The organism is Chromohalobacter sp. 11-W (assembly GCF_029889905.1).
Taxonomy (GTDB): Bacteria; Pseudomonadota; Gammaproteobacteria; order Pseudomonadales; family Halomonadaceae; genus Chromohalobacter.
In genome coordinates this window covers 75,293-91,515 of sequence record NZ_JARANZ010000001.1, presented here as the reverse complement: position 1 = coordinate 91,515, position 16,223 = coordinate 75,293, and the positions used below count along the sequence as shown (strand labels likewise).

15 protein-coding genes are annotated in these 16,223 nt (G+C 62.0%); 10 read left to right on the top strand and 5 right to left on the bottom strand.

All coding sequences use genetic code 11. The annotated features are described in order from the left end of the window. Nucleotide 1: 1 nt before the first annotated feature. From OP494_RS00455 to gap, 3 genes are all read right to left on the bottom strand, one after another. A complete protein-coding gene (locus OP494_RS00455; protein ID WP_280538783.1) occupies nt 2-1,318 on the bottom strand; it encodes a diguanylate cyclase in 1,317 nt (438 codons plus the stop codon). A 75-nt stretch (nt 1,319-1,393) separates the two neighbouring features. After that, entirely contained in the window at nt 1,394-1,681 is a 288-nt protein-coding gene (locus OP494_RS00450; RefSeq protein ID WP_280538782.1) for a hypothetical protein, read from the bottom strand. Nucleotides 1,682-2,063: 382 nt separating this feature from the next. Beyond that, nucleotides 2,064-3,065 (bottom strand): type I glyceraldehyde-3-phosphate dehydrogenase, encoded by a 1,002-nt coding sequence (gene gap, locus OP494_RS00445; RefSeq protein ID WP_277811091.1) that lies wholly within the window; start codon nt 3,063-3,065, stop codon nt 2,064-2,066. 165 nt (nt 3,066-3,230) lie between these two features. Here gap and edd point away from each other — a divergent pair, with 165 nt between their 5' ends. From edd to OP494_RS00415, 6 genes are all read left to right on the top strand, one after another. Next, entirely contained in the window at nt 3,231-5,102 is a 1,872-nt protein-coding gene (edd, locus tag OP494_RS00440) for a phosphogluconate dehydratase (protein WP_280538781.1), read from the top strand. Continuing rightward, nucleotides 5,103-6,062, top strand: a complete 960-nt coding sequence (gene glk / locus OP494_RS00435; protein ID WP_280538780.1) for a glucokinase — start codon at nt 5,103-5,105, stop codon at nt 6,060-6,062. Beyond that, complete coding sequence (locus OP494_RS00430) at nt 6,059-6,934, top strand: D-hexose-6-phosphate mutarotase (RefSeq protein WP_280538779.1); 876 nt, start codon at nt 6,059-6,061, stop codon at nt 6,932-6,934. The genes glk and OP494_RS00430 overlap by 4 nt, the downstream gene beginning before the upstream one ends. After that, nucleotides 6,931-7,806 (top strand): aldo/keto reductase, encoded by an 876-nt coding sequence (locus OP494_RS00425; protein ID WP_280538778.1) that lies wholly within the window; start codon nt 6,931-6,933, stop codon nt 7,804-7,806. Before OP494_RS00430 ends, OP494_RS00425 begins: the two co-directional genes overlap by 4 nt. 119 nt (nt 7,807-7,925) lie before the next feature. Continuing rightward, a complete protein-coding gene (gene pgi / locus OP494_RS00420; protein ID WP_280538777.1) occupies nt 7,926-9,572 on the top strand; it encodes a glucose-6-phosphate isomerase in 1,647 nt (548 codons plus the stop codon). Further along, nucleotides 9,569-10,540, top strand: a complete 972-nt coding sequence (locus tag OP494_RS00415) for a carbohydrate kinase (RefSeq protein ID WP_280538776.1) — start codon at nt 9,569-9,571, stop codon at nt 10,538-10,540. Before pgi ends, OP494_RS00415 begins: the two co-directional genes overlap by 4 nt. 25 nt (nt 10,541-10,565) lie before the next feature. Here the strand turns inward: OP494_RS00415 and OP494_RS00410 are convergent, their stop codons facing one another. Further along, on the bottom strand, nt 10,566-11,123 hold the full coding sequence (locus OP494_RS00410) for a DJ-1/PfpI family protein (protein ID WP_280538775.1): 558 nt from the start codon (nt 11,121-11,123) through the stop codon (nt 10,566-10,568). A 120-nt stretch (nt 11,124-11,243) separates the two neighbouring features. Here OP494_RS00410 and OP494_RS00405 point away from each other — a divergent pair, with 120 nt between their 5' ends. The 3 genes from OP494_RS00405 (at nt 11,244) to OP494_RS00395 (ending at nt 14,056) form a co-directional block, all read left to right on the top strand. Beyond that, a complete protein-coding gene (locus OP494_RS00405) occupies nt 11,244-11,915 on the top strand; it encodes a hypothetical protein (protein ID WP_280538774.1) in 672 nt (223 codons plus the stop codon). A 98-nt stretch (nt 11,916-12,013) separates the two neighbouring features. Beyond that, entirely contained in the window at nt 12,014-12,940 is a 927-nt protein-coding gene (locus OP494_RS00400) for a lysine exporter LysO family protein (protein ID WP_280538773.1), read from the top strand. Between the two features lie 108 nt (nt 12,941-13,048). After that, nucleotides 13,049-14,056: a LacI family DNA-binding transcriptional regulator gene (locus OP494_RS00395; RefSeq protein WP_280538772.1), complete on the top strand. Its 1,008-nt coding sequence runs from the start codon at nt 13,049-13,051 to the stop codon at nt 14,054-14,056. A 13-nt stretch (nt 14,057-14,069) separates the two neighbouring features. On the opposite strand, the gene OP494_RS00390 is transcribed toward OP494_RS00395, so the two are convergent. Continuing rightward, nucleotides 14,070-14,609 (bottom strand): gluconokinase, encoded by a 540-nt coding sequence (locus tag OP494_RS00390; RefSeq protein ID WP_280538771.1) that lies wholly within the window; start codon nt 14,607-14,609, stop codon nt 14,070-14,072. Nucleotides 14,610-14,768: 159 nt separating this feature from the next. On the opposite strand from OP494_RS00390, the gene OP494_RS00385 reads away from it, so the two are divergent. Further along, on the top strand, nt 14,769-16,115 hold the full coding sequence (locus OP494_RS00385) for a gluconate:H+ symporter (RefSeq protein WP_280538770.1): 1,347 nt from the start codon (nt 14,769-14,771) through the stop codon (nt 16,113-16,115). Nucleotides 16,116-16,223 lie beyond the last annotated feature (108 nt).

Here is a 16,223-nt window from a genome sequence, read left to right as displayed (position 1 = left end):
TTCATACGGGTTGCGGCGGCGCCTGATGCACGCGGTTACGGCCGTTGTGCTTGGCGGCATAGAGCCCCATGTCAGCGCGATGCAGCAGCGACTCCACCCCCTCGCGGGATTGGCGTTCCGCCACGCCGAAACTGACCGAGAAGCTCAGCCATTCGCCATGAAATTCGACCCGTACGCTTTCGAATTTCTTGCGCAGCCGCTCGGCCAGCAACGCCGCGTCGTTCAGCGACTGACCGGCCAGCATCAACGAGAATTCTTCTCCACCGATGCGTCCGAATACATCGTGATCGCGCAACGCAGTACGGCATATCTCACCCACGCAAGCCAACACCAGATCGCCGGCCGCATGACCCCAAGTGTCGTTGATCGCCTTGAAATGGTCGATATCGAAAATCACCAGGGACACACGCTGGGCCACATGATCGGCGGCCTCCAGGCCGCTACGCAAGCAACTCAAGTAGGCACCACGATTGAGCGCTCCGGTGAGACTATCAGTTGTCGAAAGCTCATGCAGACGATGCTCGCGATGCTTGCGGTCGGTAATATCGCGGGCCACCGCGAGGATCCATTCGTAGCGTTCGCTGGCAGGATTCAAATAGGGCGAACAGCAGGTCTCCAGCCACACATAATGGCCTAGCCGATGCCGCATGCGCAGTTCCATGCGCAGCGGTTCGCCATGACGCGAGGCATCGTGAATCAGGCGTTGCACGCGCGGCGCGTCGTCCGGCGGCAACAACTCCAACAGTCCGCGTTCGTGCAACGTTTCGGGACGATGCCCGAGCAGGCCGCGAATCGACGGCGACGCGAAACGGCATTCCCCATCAGCGTCCATCAACAAGATAGCATCGCTGACATTTTCGACGATGAAGCGATAACGGCGCTCGCTGTCGGCCAACCCCTCAAGACGGGTAAGCGCCACCTGCGTCTCGCTGATGTCGGCCAGGGAACCGATCAACTCGATAACATCGCCCGTAGCGTCACGCTGCACCGCGATGTCGTCTTGCATGTAGCGAACATGCCCTTCGGCGCACGTGATGCAGTAATACAGGCGAATACGCGACTCGCCCGCCGCTAGCCTATCGAGCAGACGCGCCTCGACTTCCTCGGCATCGCGCACATGCTCGAGCCACAAAGCAGGGGTAGACTGAAGTTGCGCCCGCGTGGCGCCGATCAGCGTCGCGAGATTATAGCTAACGTAGTGCAGATCATTGCGCCACCAGCCGGGGCCGGTCGCATATAGGATGGCGGGAGAGCCCTCCAGCAATGCATCGCAATCGCTGGGAAGCGTGGAGAACCCCTTCGCGGCCGGTATGTCCATAATGAGTCATCGCCCCACTTCACAGGCTTCGTGACGAATTCACACGACCGCTGACTCGGCGAAGGCACAAGCGGGCTACCGCACCCCGGTGCGCCGCTGCGGCGGCGAGACCTGTGAAGCTTCCGGCTCGGCTTGCTCAACGGGTCGGCGATCATGCGTTTCGAGATAGGCCGACACCAGGGTGCGCAGCTCTTCAATGCCCAGCGCCACACGCTCGCAACGGGACTGTCCCGACCAAGCGACGTAGACGGCAGGCGTGTCGCGCGATTGATCGACACCGGTGATCTTCCCTTGGCGATTGCGGTGTCCGTCGCGCAGCATGACACCGACTAGCCGATGAGCCTGTTGCACAAAATCGCGCATGATGCCCGTTCCGTTGATGAGAAATGATGCATGCCTTCTGCAGTCTATCACAGGAAGGGTATAAACCCGACCATGACGTGATGATGGACCCATTATGGCACTTTCGTCATTCTCTACAGGACAGGAGCTGAGGCATCGTCACGAAAGTTGCAATATGCCAGTGGCAATGCGGTGCTGCCTTACTTTGAACATCGGCCGCGGGGTATCGAATCTTGAATGTCTCCGGCAGAAAAAAGGCGCCCTGAGGCGCCTGATTTCCCGAGTACCTGACGTACCCGATGGGAAGCGAGAGCGAACGGACAACGATCGAGCGGAGCCGTGAGTGCGCGAGACGTGTATCCGGACGCTCCCACACGGGGTGGTTACGTCACCGACGACGACCTTACTTGGCCGCGTGCATTGCCAGTGCCGTATCCAGCATACGGTTGGAGAAACCCCATTCGTTGTCGTACCAGGCCATCACCTTGACCAGGCGACCGTTGACGCGCGTGTGATTGGCGTCGAAGGTGGACGAGTTCGCATCGTGGTTGAAATCGATCGACACCAATGGCTGGGCGTTAGAGGCCAGCACCGGAGAATTCTCGGCCGCCTTCTCGACGATGGCGTTGATTTCTTCCTGAGTGGTTTCACGGCCGGCCGTAAAGGTCAGGTCGACCAGCGACACGTTGATGACCGGCACGCGGACCGCCAAACCATCGAACTTGCCTTCGAGCTCGGGCAATACTCGACCCACGGCTGCGGCAGCGCCCGTCTTGGTAGGAATCATCGACTGAGTCGCGCTACGCGCCCGGTAGGGATCCTTATGATAGACGTCGGACAAGTTCTGGTCGTTGGTGTAGGCATGCACCGTCGTCATCAAGCCGTTTTCGATGCCCACCGCATCATTGAGCGCCTTAGCGACCGGTGCCAGGCAATTGGTGGTGCAAGAGGCGTTGGAAACCACACGATGCTCACTGGTCAACACGTCCTCGTTGACACCGAACACCACCATGGCATCGGCATCGCCGCTGGGCGCGGAGATCAGCACACGTTCGGCGCCCGCCTCGAGGTGCTTGGCGGCGGCGTCACGCTTGGTAAAGAGCCCCGTGCACTCCATGACCAGATCGACATTCAGCGATGTCCAGGGCAAGGCGGCCGGATCACGCTCGGATAGTATGCGGATGCGGTCGCCATCGACGTTCAGCGACTCGTCGTCGTGCCCCACCTCGAACATGAAGTGTCCATGCACGCTATCATGCTTGAGTAGATGGGCGTTGAGCGACGGGTCGCCCAGATCGTTGATGGCCACGACTTCGACGCGGTCGCGATAACCGTTTTCGTAGAGAGCCCGCAGGACGTTACGACCGATACGCCCAAACCCGTTGATTGCAATACGCAGCGTCATATTGGCTTCCTCCTTTGATTGGCGTCACCCCAAGGATACGATAAGTATCTTTTGGAAGAATACTACAGCTATCCTCTTAATTTGGGCAAAAGACGCACGACCATCAAGGTATTTTTTGCTAAATTTACTTACATGATCACCCAACGCACTTGATGAGGTCCTGACATGCCACTGAATCAGACCGTTGCCGACGTTACTCACCGCATCGAAGAACGCTCCAAGGAGCGCCGGGCGCTCTACGAAAAGCGCATGCACGATCAGTACAAGCGCGGCGTCCACCGCAGCGATCTCAGCTGCGGCAACCTTGCTCATGGCGTCGCCTCCTGCGGCAGCCAGGACAAGAATCAGCTCAAGCTGATGAACTCCGCCAACCTGGGCATCATATCGGCCTACAACGACATGCTGTCGGCGCACCAACCCCTCGAGACCTTCCCTGCCACCATCAAGGACGCCGCTCGACAAATGGGCTCGACCGCCCAGTTCGCGGGTGGCGTCCCCGCCATGTGCGACGGCGTTACGCAGGGCCAGCCCGGCATGGAGCTGTCTCTGTTTTCACGCGATGTCATCGCCATGGCCACGGCGGTAGGCCTGTCACACAACATGTTCGATGGCGCCCTCTACCTTGGTGTGTGTGACAAGATCGTCCCGGGGCTGTTCATTGCGGCGGCGCGTTTCGGCCATCTGCCGGCCACCTTCGTGCCCGCCGGCCCGATGCCCAGCGGCCTGCCCAACAAGGAAAAGGCCCGGGTCCGCCAGCTGTTTGCCGAGGGCAAGGCCTCTCGCGAAGATCTATTGGAAGCCGAGTCGCAGTCCTACCACAGCCCTGGCACCTGCACCTTTTACGGCACCGCCAACTCCAATCAGCTGATGATGGAAATGATGGGCCTGCACCTGCCAGGGACATCGTTCGTCAATCCTGGCACCGAAATGCGCGAAGCCCTGACCCAGTTCGCCACCCAGCAGACGATTCGCAACACCGAGCCGGGCGGCGATTACCGGCCCTTCTACAAGCAGATCGACGCGCGTGCCATCGTCAACGCCATCGTCGGCCTGCTCGCCTCGGGCGGCTCCACCAACCATACCCTGCACCTGGTAGCCATGGCTGCCGCTGCGGGGCTGACCTTGACCTGGGATGACTTCACCGACCTTTCCGCGGTAACGCCGAGCCTGATGCACGTCTATCCCAACGGCCAAGCGGACATCAACCACTTCCAGGCCGCGGGCGGCATGAGCCTCTTGTTCCGTGAACTGATCAAGGCTGGGCTCATCCACAGCGACATTCCGACCGCGTTCGGCACCGACATGACGGCGTACACCAAAGAGCCCTTCCTCGAAGACGGCGAACTGATCTGGCGCGAAGGCCCCGAACAAAGCCTCGACGAGGACGTCCTGCGTCCGGTATCGAACCCCTTCTCCCCGACCGGTGGACTGACGGTACTCGACGGCAACCTGGGACGCGGGGTGATCAAGATTTCCGCCGTGAAGCAGGAAAATCGCCTGGTTGAGGCGCCCATTCGGATCTTCGAGGATCAGAACGACCTTCAGGGCGCCTTCGAAGCCGGCGAGCTGGACCGTGACGTCATCGCCGTCGTCCGCTTTCAGGGGCCCCAGGCTAACGGCATGCCCGAGCTGCATAAGCTCACGCCCTACCTCGGGGTCCTGCAGGATCGCGGCTACAAGGTCGCGCTGGTGACCGACGGCCGTATGTCCGGCGCCTCCGGCAAGGTCCCTGCAGCGATCCATATGACGCCGGAAGCCCTCGACGGCGGTCCGTTGGGCAAGCTTCGCGACGGCGATGTCGTGCGCCTCGACGCCGACAACGGCAGCCTGGAAGTAAAACTCGACGCACAGACCTGGGCGCAACGCGAGCAGGCTGTCGGCAATCTCGACCACTACCATGTGGGACTGGGACGCGAGCTCTTCAGCGGCTTCCGTCAACTCGCCATGCGCGGCGAGGAAGGCTGCAGCGTGCTGGGCGGCTTCGAGGCCGACGACCTCGCTCGTCAAGGAGCGCACATTCAAGACGAGGATGCTTGAATGAGCCGACCTGCCTTGATTGGCGACATCGGCGGCACCAATGCCCGCTTCGCCTTGGTGACGCCGGGGGCGTTCGATCTTCAGGCCATTCGAACGCTTCCTTGTGCACATTACCCGACACTGTCCGAGGCGATTCGCGCCTACCTCGACGAGGTAGGCGCGGACGTCCCCCGCGAGGCCTGCCTCGCCTTTGCCTGCCCCGTACACAACGATGAAGTCCGCATGACCAACAACGCCTGGAGCTTCTCCAAGCGCCAGGTCACCGAGGAGTTCGGTTTCGAGCTGTTCAAGGTCATCAATGACTTCACCGCACAAGCACTGGGTGTTCCCCACGTGGATGCCAAGGACCTGGTACCACTAGGAGAAGGCGAAGCTGCCCCGGGCAGCGCAAGATTGATCTTCGGCCCCGGCACCGGCCTGGGCATGGCAGGTCTCTTTCCCGGTCAACACGACTGGATACCACTTCCCACCGAAGGTGGACACGTGTCCTTCGCGCCCACCGACGCGCATGAACGCGAGCTGCTGGCGTACTTTTACCAACACTACGGGCGCGTCTCGGTGGAGCGTATTCTCTGTGGTCAAGGCTTGCTGGATCTTTATCGCGCGAATGCGCATCTGGCCAAGCAGATTGCCCACTACAACACGCCTGCCGAGGTGACCGGCGCGGCACGCGCTGGCGACCCGCTCGCGCGTCAGTCTCTAGAGCGCTTCCTCAAGATTCTCGGCGATGTCAGTGGCGATGCAGCCTTGATGCTCGGTGCGCGCGGCGGCGTCTATCTGTGTGGCGGTATCCTGCCACGCCTGCTCGATTGGCTGCCCCATAGCCACTTCCGTGACGCCTTCGCCGACAAAGGGCGCATGCACGCGTACACTGCTCACATTCCCGTGTGGGTGGTCACAGCACCCTGGAATGGGTTGCTGGGTGCCTGCGAAGCGTTACATAACGAGGAGGTGGCATGATTCCCGATTCCCTGCGTCAATTGCTCGACGCGACCCAGGGGCAACGCGAAGCCGAATGGCTGGGGCGTCGCGTGCTATTGTTCAATGCCGACTGGGGCGAGCTAGCAGTCTCTCTGCAAGGCGCCCAGGTGCTGCATTATTTACCGTTCGCGCCCGGCACGGAGGATGGCTGGCTATGGGTAACGCCCACGCCACAAGCGTTGCCGGGTACGATACGCGGCGGCATCCCGGTATGCTGGCCCTGGTTCGCCGACGAGTCGCCGGACGGCCGCGGCCCCATGCATGGCACGGCGCGTCAGGCCGAATGGCGCCTCGACGGGATCGACGATGAGGATGAAGGCGTCGAGGTGCATCTATCGCCGACGACGCGCCTCGACGAACAACTCACGCCCCGCGTGATGATCCACGCCAGCGCCCAGCGCCTGCATGTCGAGTTGATTACCGAACACCGCGGTGAAACGCCCGTAAAACTGACCGCGGCATTGCATAGCTACCTGAGTGTTGCGCATACCCACCAATGCCGTGTCGAGGGCTTGGCCGGCGCGCGCTACCTGGACAAGCGCCAGGACTTTTCCGAGGCGCACCAACAAGGCGAGCTCGGCGTACGCGGCCCACTGGATCGCATCTACGAATCCAATCGTCCACTCGTACTCGACGACGGCGCACGTCGCCTCCAGATCGCCAAGCAAGGCAGCGATTCCACGGTGGTCTGGCATCCCGACACTGAATTGCCCGGCGACACGCCCGCCGACATCGGGCATCGCTTCCTATGCGTCGAAGCCGCCTGTACCCGCGTCGACCCCGTATGGCTGGTGCCTGGCGCCCAGCACCTCCTGGCCACCACTCTGACCCGCGAGGACATGACGCAATGAGCGATGAGCTGACGTTCGACGTTCCCTTCGTACTAGGTATGATGCGCCTCCACGAGCGCCCCGAGCTAGCCAGCGCCACACGCCTGGCCGACTGGATCGAAGCACGCCTCGATGAAGGGCTCGATTGGTTCGATCACGCTGATATCTACGGCAATCGTGAGTGTGAACGACTGTTCGGCGAGGCCTTGGCACAGCGTCCGGCGCTCAAGGCCCGCGTCAAGGTAATCACCAAAACGGATATCGTGCTGCCCGCGCGCGACACGTCGCGCTTCGGGGTCAAGCATTACGATACCTCCCCCGATTATCTGAACGCGCGAATCGACGCATCGCTGAAGCAGCTTGGCGTCGAGCGCCTCGATCACTTCCTGCTACACCGCCCCGATCCATTACTCGATGCTCACGCCACCGGTGTGGCGCTGGACGCCGCTATCGACGCTGGCAAGATCGGCGCAGTGGGAGTATCCAACTTCCTGCCCGAACAGTGGCGGCGCCTACAAGCCGCCATGCGCCACCCGCTCGGCGCGCATCAATTCGAGTTGTCGCTGGCACGTCCGGAAGTGCTTTTCGATGGGTTCTACGATGCCGTGATCGCCGACGACCTCGCGCCCATGGCTTGGTCGCCACTAGGCGGTGGGTTGGTCTTCGAAGATGTCCTGGGCAGCGCGCTGGAGCATTTCGCCGAAGAGTTCGAGTCGAGCACCGCCGGATTGGCGCTGGCCTGGCTACGACGCCTGCCGGGACATCCCGCGCCGGTCATCGGCACCCTCAAGGAAAGCCGTATTCAAGCATTGCACCGTGACAGCAACCTGACGCTGGATCGGGCCACTTGGTTCGCATTGCTTGAAGAGGCACGCAGTCATCGTGTGGCCTAGCCAGCGTCTCGCATGCAGCTTTCGTCGAATGAGCATTGTGGACCCGACGGCGAGCTGACACGATTCATCCAACCGACCCGCGTGGTCATGCCGCTCGATTCATGAAGAAGGATGACGCCATGTTCCAACTCACGCGCAGCGTCACCTGGCGCGCTCTCGAACGTCTCCACCGCGAGACCGCCGATGATCGCATCAGTGATTACTTTGCCGCCGACCCCAAGCGTTTCGACAAGATGAGCCTGCGCGTCGGCGGCTTGTTCCTGGATTATTCCAAGCACCACGTCTCGGATGCCGTGCTCGCCAAACTGATCGAGCTCGCCGATCACTCGGCGCTTGTCCAGCGTCGCGCGCAGATGTTCTCCGGTGACATCATCAACGTCACCGAAGATCGCCCGGTCCTGCATACCGCCCTGCGTCATCTGGGCGATGAGCCGGTCTACGCCGATGGCAAGGACGTCATGCCCGAGATTCAGAGCACGCGCGAACAGATCAAGCGCTTCTCGGAAGAAGTACGCAGCGGTGACTGGAAAGGCTACAGCGGCGAGCGGATCAAAGATGTGGTCAACATCGGCATCGGCGGCTCGGACCTGGGACCCAACATGGCCTGCCGCGCGCTGCTCAAGCACCGCGACGGCGAACTCAACTTTCACTTTGTCTCCAACGTCGACGGCGCGCACATCCAGAAAGTGCTCAGAGCACTCGACCCGGCGACCACGCTGTTCATCGTCTCGACCAAGACCTTTTCTACCCAGGAAACGCTGCTCAACGCCAAGACCGCACGACGCTGGTTCCTAGACAATGCCGGCGAAGATGCCGATGTCGGCGCGCATTTCATTGCTGCCTCGACCAACCGCAAGGCCGCGATGGAATTCGGCATCCGCGAGGAAAACGTCTTCGAATTCTGGGCCTGGGTCGGCGGGCGATACTCGATGTGGTCGTCGATCGGTCTGCCCATCGCGCTGTCCATCGGCTTCGAAGGATTCATGGAACTCCTCGAAGGTGCCTACGAGATGGACCAGCACTTCATCGAGGCGCCATTCGATCAGAACATGCCGGTACTCATGGCGTTGATCGGCATCTGGTACATCAATTTCATCGGCGCCGAGACGCATGCCATCGTGCCCTACGATCAGGCCTTGCATCAGCTACCGTCGTTTCTCCAGCAGCTCGACATGGAATCCAACGGCAAGTCGGTGGATATCTTCGGTCAGCCGGTGAATTACAAGACCGGCCCCATCGTCTGGGGGCAGACGGGATCCAACGGGCAGCATGCGTTCTTCCAACTGCTTCATCAGGGCACGCGCTACGTGCCCATCGACTTCATCGCCTCGCTCAAACCCGAGCCGGAATTCGAGGATCACCACTTCGCCCTGCTCACCAACATGCTGGCGCAAGCCAACGCCTTCATGGAAGGCAGCCAGGACGGTAGCCAGCTCGATCCCTATAGCTGTCCCGGCAACCGTCCCTCGAGCACACTGTTGCTCGATGAGTTGACGCCCAAGAATCTGGGCGCACTGATCGCCTTGTACGAACACAAAGTCTTCGTTCAGGGCGTGATCTGGAACATCAATTCCTTCGACCAATGGGGCGTGCAGCTCGGCAAGCGTATCGCCGGCGAGATCAGCGAGCGCATCGACACCAACGCGGCGGATTTCGATGTCTCCACTCAAGGCCTGCTGTCGCTGGTGCGCGAGCACTTTCCGACCACCTCCGCCAAGAGCAAGGATAAAACGCGCAGCAAGAAGTCTCGGGAGGATGCGTCATGACACCGTTGATCGCCTTCGGCGAAGCCCTCGTCGACATGCTATCCAATCGCTTAGATGGCGCCACCGACGACATCCCCGAAACCTTCACGCCCTATGCGGGCGGCGCGCCGGCCAATGTCGCTGTGGCCTGCGCGCGCCTGGGGCTGCCGAGTCGCTTCTTGGGCATGGTCGGCGACGACCGCTTCGGCGACTTTCTCGTCGAGGAACTCGCGCGTCATGGTGTGTCGGTCGAGGACATTCGCCGCACGCGCGAGGCGCGCACGGCCCTGGCCTTCGTCTCGCGCGATGCCCAGGGCGAGCGGCGTTTCGACTTCTACCGTCCACCTGCGGCGGATCTGCTTTATCGTCTTGAGCATTTGCCCGCGGGCATCTTCGCCGAGCCGGCGATCCTGCATATGTGCAGCAACAGCCTCACCGATGACGCAATCGCCGAGACCACACTGAGCATCGCCGACATCGCGCGGCGCGGCGAGGCCTTGATCAGCGTCGATGCCAACCTGCGCCACAATCTGTGGCCCGATAACCGCGTCGATATCGGCCGTGTCACCGCCCTGCTCGACCACGCGCACCTGCTCAAGCTGTCCCGCGAGGAGCTCGACCTACTGCGCGGCGATCACGACGTCGATACCTGGCTGCAATGGCGTCTGGCCGCTGGCGTGCGCCTGATCGTGATCACCGACGGGCCAGCCCCGGTCGTCGTGCATCGGCTTGGCAAGGTCATTCACGTGACACCGCCCGACGTGACGGCTGTGGACACCACCGCCGGAGGCGACGCCTTCGTAGGCGGCCTGCTGGCGCAACTGGCCGAGGCCGATGTCACCGCCGCCACGCTCGGCGACTGGTGCCAGGACGAAACCCGCTTGCGAGACGCCACTCAGCGTGCCTGTCGCTGCGGGGCCTTCGCCGTAACGCGCCCCGGCGCTTACACGGCACTGCCCACCCGCGACGACCTCGACGCCATGCAATGACCAGCCAAGCGCCCGGGTCGGGCGCTCAAAGCAAGGCGTTGAACTGCTTCAGCCATTCGGGATGCGCGGGCCACGCCGGCGCCGAGACCAACCGACCACAGGTCACCGCTTGATCCGCCGCAAGCTCGACGAATTCGCCGCCCGCCAAGCGCACCTCTGGCGCACAAGCGGGATAAGCCGAGACACGTCGCCCAGCCAGCGATGCCGCCGCAGCGAGCAACTGCGCCCCGTGACAGATCGAAGCAACGGGCTTGTCGGCCTCCAGGAAGTGACGCACGATGGCCAGCACGCGCTCATCGAGGCGCAGATATTCTGGGGCGCGCCCGCCCGGTATCACCAGCGCATCGTAATGTGAGACCTCGATCTCGGCGAAGCTGGCATTGACGATGAAGTGGTGGCCGGGCTTCTCGGAATAGGTCTGATCGCCCTCGAAATCGTGAATGGCTGTCTTGACGCTATCGCCCTTTTTCTTGTCCGGGCAGACCGCGTCGACGTCATGTCCCATCGCCTGCAGTGCCTGGAAGGGCACCATGATCTCGTAGTCCTCGACGAAATCACCGGCAATCACGAGTATTCTGGCCATGCGTCGGACTCCTGCAGGAAGGTGGAAAACGAATTGGCTTTTACCCTTTCAGCGTAGTGCCTGACACGCCACGCTGCACATGGAAACGGCGCCCCGCGCCGGCACTCGAGGGAGTCCAAGATGCACGGATTGCACCGCTTCACCGCCCTGGCACTCGTCGCCTGCTGGGCCTGTCTCGGCGTCATGTCCTATGCGCATGCCGCCCCCCACCCCTTTTCCGCCACCTATCACCTGCGCCTCGACGGCTGGCCGGATGCCGACGTCCATCATCGTCTCAGCCATATTGCTGCGAACGACTGGCAAAGCGAGATGCGCGCCAGCATCCTCACCGCCAAGGGCTACGAGCGCGGCAAGTTCCGCCTCGACGGCGGCGAACTGAATGCCTGGCATTACGCCAGTGGCTACTCGCTGTTCGGCCTCGGGGAGCGTTACCACCTGTCGGCAAGCGATCTCGCCGATCTGCCCGATCGCCAGAGCGCCTTGTTCCAGTTATCCCGCGAGTTGGACGACGCCCCCTGTCAGGGGAGCGAATCCACGCCCTGCGAACTGGCGTATGCCGACCATAAAGGACGTACCGAGCATTTCGCTTATCGCGTCGCGGCACCACAAACCCTCGACGTGCCAGCCGGCGAGTTCGAAGCACGCTGGATCGATGGATGGAATCCGGAAAAGCCCGACCGCCGCCTGCGCCTGGCGTTTTCATCGACCACACCCGGCTTGCTGATCAGCGTGGAATACTACCGCGACGGCGAGTTGACGAGTCGCATGACGCTGACTGAGTTGAGTCGATGAAAGCTGCTAACCACCCATAAGCAAAAGCTTTTGCGTGCTCCTCCCGGCTCACATAGAGTGACCGCTTCCGAGACGACTTACACTACCCAGGAGCGGGCATGCTGGCCGGACTTTTGTTGATACTGCTTCCTCTGATCGTGGGCTATCTGGTGCCGGTACGTCATGCCGGCGTGCTTGCCACGATCGACCGTGGCGTCAATGGCTCGGTCTACATCATCTTGTTCCTGATGGGCGTCAGTCTCGCCGGCCTCGAGGACCTGTTGGGCCAGCTCTCGCGCATGAGCGGCCAGGCCGCAACCTTGTTCGCGATCATCACCCCGCTCAACTTGCTGGCGTTGGCCTGGTTGTCACGCCGCAGCCGCCTGCGTGTCGGAGAGTCGCCGCGCGTCGCCAACGCACCGACCAGCACCGGCGCGGCGCTGGCCGGCTCGTTGTCGCTGGCAGGCGTGGTGGTCTTGGGAACGCTATTCGGCGTGGCGGCCGGTCATTGGGGCGCCGGGGTCGTACAGGCCTGGGCGGAGCCACTCGCCGAATGGGCGCTCTACCTGCTATTGGCGCTGATCGGCTGCCAATTGCGCAACTCGGGCATGCCGCTCAAGCAAATCCTGCTCAATCGCCACGGCCTGGTCATCGCCATCAGCGTGGCGCTCAGCTCACTGCTGGGCGGCCTGCTGGCCGCCCCGCTACTCGATCTACGCTGGAACGAGGGCCTCGCCATGGCCGCCGGTTTCGGCTGGTATTCCCTCTCCGGGATTCTCATCGGCGACCAGCTCGGGCCCGTGCTCGGCGGCGTGGCCTTCTTCAACGATCTGGCGCGTGAACTGTTCGCTTTCCTGCTCATCCCCCTGGTCATTCATCGCGCCACGCCGCTCGCCATCGGCTATGGCGGCGCCACGTCCATGGACTTCACCCTGCCCGTCATTCAGCAGCACGGTGGCGTGGCCTGCGTGCCCATCGCCATCGTCAACGGCTTCTTGCTATCGCTACTCTCGCCACCGTTGATTCTGCTCTTGCTATCTTTCTGACGCCGCTTGCGACCATGGCCCAACAGTCATGTCCAGACGAGGATGCTAATCTCCGAAAACGTTACCGCTAACATTGCGGCATAACATAACAAGGAGATGGGGACACACATGCCGCGTCGTTCATCGGGTCGCGTCACGCTTCAGGATATCGCCGAACGCGTCGGCGTCAGCAAAGTCACGGTCTCGCGCTGCCTGCGCGAGCCCCAGCGCGTCTCCGAAACGGTGAGACTGCGCATCGAAGAAGCCATCGAGGTGCTGGATTACATCCCCAATCGCCAAGCCGGGGCACTTTCCAGCGGACGCAGCCTGAGCGTGGCATTGCTGGTGCCATCGATTTCCAATTCGGTGTTCTCCGAGGTCCAGCGAGGCGTCGATGAAGGGCTCCGCGAGGCCGGCTATCAGGTGCTCATGGGCCACACCGGGTACTCGATCCTCGAGGAGGAACGGCTGATCGATACCTTCTTGGCTTACGGTGTCGACGGCTTCGTGCTCTCCAGCACCCGACACACTGACTACGCCCAGCGCCTTCTAAATCGTGCGCGTCTGCCGGTGGTGGAAACCATGGAGCTGACCGATAACCCGCTCGACATCAACGTCGGCCTCGATCAACGCGTGGCGGGGCGTGCCATCGGAGAGACCTTGATCGCTGCCGGCTATCGGCGCATCGGATTCTGCGGCGCACGGCTCGACTATCGAGTGCAGCAGCGGCTGGCCGGCTGGGAAGATGCCTTGAAAGCGGCAGGGCTCTCGACGCAGCGCTGCCAAACGACGCCACGCCCCTCGTCCTATCGCCTTGGCGGAGAACTGCTTTCAGCCATGCTCGAACGCTGGCCGGACATGGATGCCGTGTTCTGTTGTAACGATGACCTGGCGGCGGGGGCCTTGTTCGAATGCCAGCGGCGGCGTCTCGATGTGCCCGGGCAGTTGGCCCTGGCGGGCTTCAACGGCCTCGACATCACCGATGCGACCTGGCCGACACTTACCACCGTCATCACGCCTCGTCGCGCCATTGGCGAACAGGCCGCGCGTCTGATCGTCGAGCGCCTGCAGGGAGCGCCGCGCAATCCTTCTCGCCATGACATGGGCTTCGAGATCGCTCTGCGTCAAAGTACCTGACGACACGCCTCGCTCACGAGGCGTGTTGGGTACCACGCTGCGACACACCCTGCACGCTGAGAGCGACGACATCGTCCAGCGACGCATCAATATCCACGGTAACGGCTTCGTCTTTTCCCGGTGACTCGAGTGTGGCCAGTTGACTATCGAGCATGGCCTCCCCCTTGAAGAAGTGATCCTGACGCGCCTTCAGACGCTCCAGCAGCACCTCGCGCGTACCGGCTAGATGCACGAAGCACAGCGCCTCATCGCCGCCACGCAACAAGTCGCGATACTCGCGCTTGAGCGCCGAACAGCCAATCACCACGGTTTCCCGGTTGTCGCGCCCTTCCCGCACCAGCTCGGACAAACGCGTCAGCCAGCCGGCACGATCCTCGTCGTTGAGCGGTTCCCCGCGCGACATCTTGGCCACGCTGGTCGCCGAATGATAAGTATCACCGTCGATAAAACGCCCATCGAGCGCTTCGGCCAAGCGTTCACCGACCGACGTCTTTCCGCAGCCCGATACACCCATGACGATGATCCGCTGCGGATTGCTCGTCGACTCGTTCATATTCACCTTTCCTCGTTTCTCTATTCGCCTTTCGGAGCATTGTTGCGCATGGAATGTTACCGGTAACATTCATTTTCCTAAATCCGACGCCAAGGCACAACGCGACCATCGCCGCATCCCCTCGTTGCCGGTCGCGCCTCCAATAGAGGTTTCGCACACATGGATAACGCCACCCCCCTGCTTCTTTCCGCGCTGGGCGGCATCATATTGCTGTTGTATCTGGTCATGCGCCTGCGCCTGCATGCCTTCGTCGCGCTGTTGACCGTCAGCCTGATCGTGGGCCTCACCACGGGCATGGATCTCGATGCCATTCTTCAATCCGTGCAGGACGGCATGGGCGGCACGCTCGGCTTCGTCGCGACCGTCGTCGGTCTTGGCGCGATGTTCGGCAAGATGCTGGAAGTCTCCGGCGGGGTCGATCGCCTGGCCAGCACGTTGCTCAATCGCTTCGGGGAAAACCGCTCGCAATGGGCCATGGGGGTCACCGGTTTTCTGGTCGCGATTCCCGTGTTCCTGGATGTCGCCTTCATCATTCTGGTGCCGCTGGTCTATGCTCTGACCCGCCGCACCGGGCGCTCCCTGCTCTACTATGGTATCCCGCTCCTCGCCGGCCTTGCAGTTACCCATTCGTTCATTCCCCCGACGCCGGGGCCGATTGCCGTGGCGGAACTGATCGGTGCCGATCTGGGCTATGTCATCCTCTTCGGGGCCATGGCGGGGCTGCCGGCCATGATCATCGCAGGGCCGATCTTCGGGCGTTATATCGCCAAGCATATCGACGCTGGCATTCCTGACTACATGGAGCTGCCCAAGGACGAGATCGACAGCACCGGGCTACCGAGCTTCAAGCTGATCCTCGCCATCATTCTGCTGCCGCTGGTCCTGATCGTGCTCAATACCGTCTCGGGTGCGGTACTGGCCGACGATAATCCAATCGTCACCACCTTGGCGTTCGTGGGTCATCCCTTCGTGGCGCTGACGCTGGCGACACTGCTGTCGTTCGTGTTCCTGGGGACGCGGCGTGGCATGAGCCGCGAGAATGTCATGGAAGTCGCCACCAAGGCGCTCGAACCGGCCGGCATCATCATCCTCGTCACCGGTGCCGGCGGCGTCTTCAAGCAGATGTTGATCGACTCCGGCGTCGGCGATGTCATGGGCCAGATGATGGCCGATAGCGCCCTACCGCCGATTCTGCTCGCCTTCTTGATTTCCACCGCCGTGCGCGTGGTACAAGGTTCCGCCACCGTGGCGATGATTACCGCCGCCGGACTGATGGCGCCCTTGATCTCGACCCTGGGCCTGGAAGGACCGGTGCTTGGCTTGATCGTGATCGCCATCGCCTCCGGCGCCACGGTGCTCAGTCACGTAAACGACTCCGGCTTCTGGCTGGTCAACCGTTACTTCGGCCTCACCGAAGCGCAGACCCTGAAAAGCTGGACGGTGATGGAGACGTTGATCGGGCTGGTGGGCCTGGTGGTCGCACTGATCATCGGCCTGTTCGTGTAAGCTCGCGTCACGCATCGCATAAAACGCAGAAGGGGCCACGATGGCCCCTTCTGTATTTGCATATCGCGGTTTCTATCTTCCCGCTGCGCGCATCTCGATCACGGCCAA

Coding starts and splice junctions, on each gene's coding strand:
- OP494_RS00455 (WP_280538783.1), bottom strand. CDS start 1,318: ATGGACATACCGGCCGCGAAGGGGTTCTCCACGCTTCCCAGCGATTGC.
- OP494_RS00450 (WP_280538782.1), bottom strand. CDS start 1,681: ATGCGCGATTTTGTGCAACAGGCTCATCGGCTAGTCGGTGTCATGCTG.
- gap (WP_277811091.1), bottom strand. CDS start 3,065: ATGACGCTGCGTATTGCAATCAACGGGTTTGGGCGTATCGGTCGTAAC.
- edd (WP_280538781.1), top strand. CDS start 3,231: ATGCCACTGAATCAGACCGTTGCCGACGTTACTCACCGCATCGAAGAA.
- glk (WP_280538780.1), top strand. CDS start 5,103: ATGAGCCGACCTGCCTTGATTGGCGACATCGGCGGCACCAATGCCCGC.
- OP494_RS00430 (WP_280538779.1), top strand. CDS start 6,059: ATGATTCCCGATTCCCTGCGTCAATTGCTCGACGCGACCCAGGGGCAA.
- OP494_RS00425 (WP_280538778.1), top strand. CDS start 6,931: ATGAGCGATGAGCTGACGTTCGACGTTCCCTTCGTACTAGGTATGATG.
- pgi (WP_280538777.1), top strand. CDS start 7,926: ATGTTCCAACTCACGCGCAGCGTCACCTGGCGCGCTCTCGAACGTCTC.
- OP494_RS00415 (WP_280538776.1), top strand. CDS start 9,569: ATGACACCGTTGATCGCCTTCGGCGAAGCCCTCGTCGACATGCTATCC.
- OP494_RS00410 (WP_280538775.1), bottom strand. CDS start 11,123: ATGGCCAGAATACTCGTGATTGCCGGTGATTTCGTCGAGGACTACGAG.
- OP494_RS00405 (WP_280538774.1), top strand. CDS start 11,244: ATGCACGGATTGCACCGCTTCACCGCCCTGGCACTCGTCGCCTGCTGG.
- OP494_RS00400 (WP_280538773.1), top strand. CDS start 12,014: ATGCTGGCCGGACTTTTGTTGATACTGCTTCCTCTGATCGTGGGCTAT.
- OP494_RS00395 (WP_280538772.1), top strand. CDS start 13,049: ATGCCGCGTCGTTCATCGGGTCGCGTCACGCTTCAGGATATCGCCGAA.
- OP494_RS00390 (WP_280538771.1), bottom strand. CDS start 14,609: ATGAACGAGTCGACGAGCAATCCGCAGCGGATCATCGTCATGGGTGTA.
- OP494_RS00385 (WP_280538770.1), top strand. CDS start 14,769: ATGGATAACGCCACCCCCCTGCTTCTTTCCGCGCTGGGCGGCATCATA.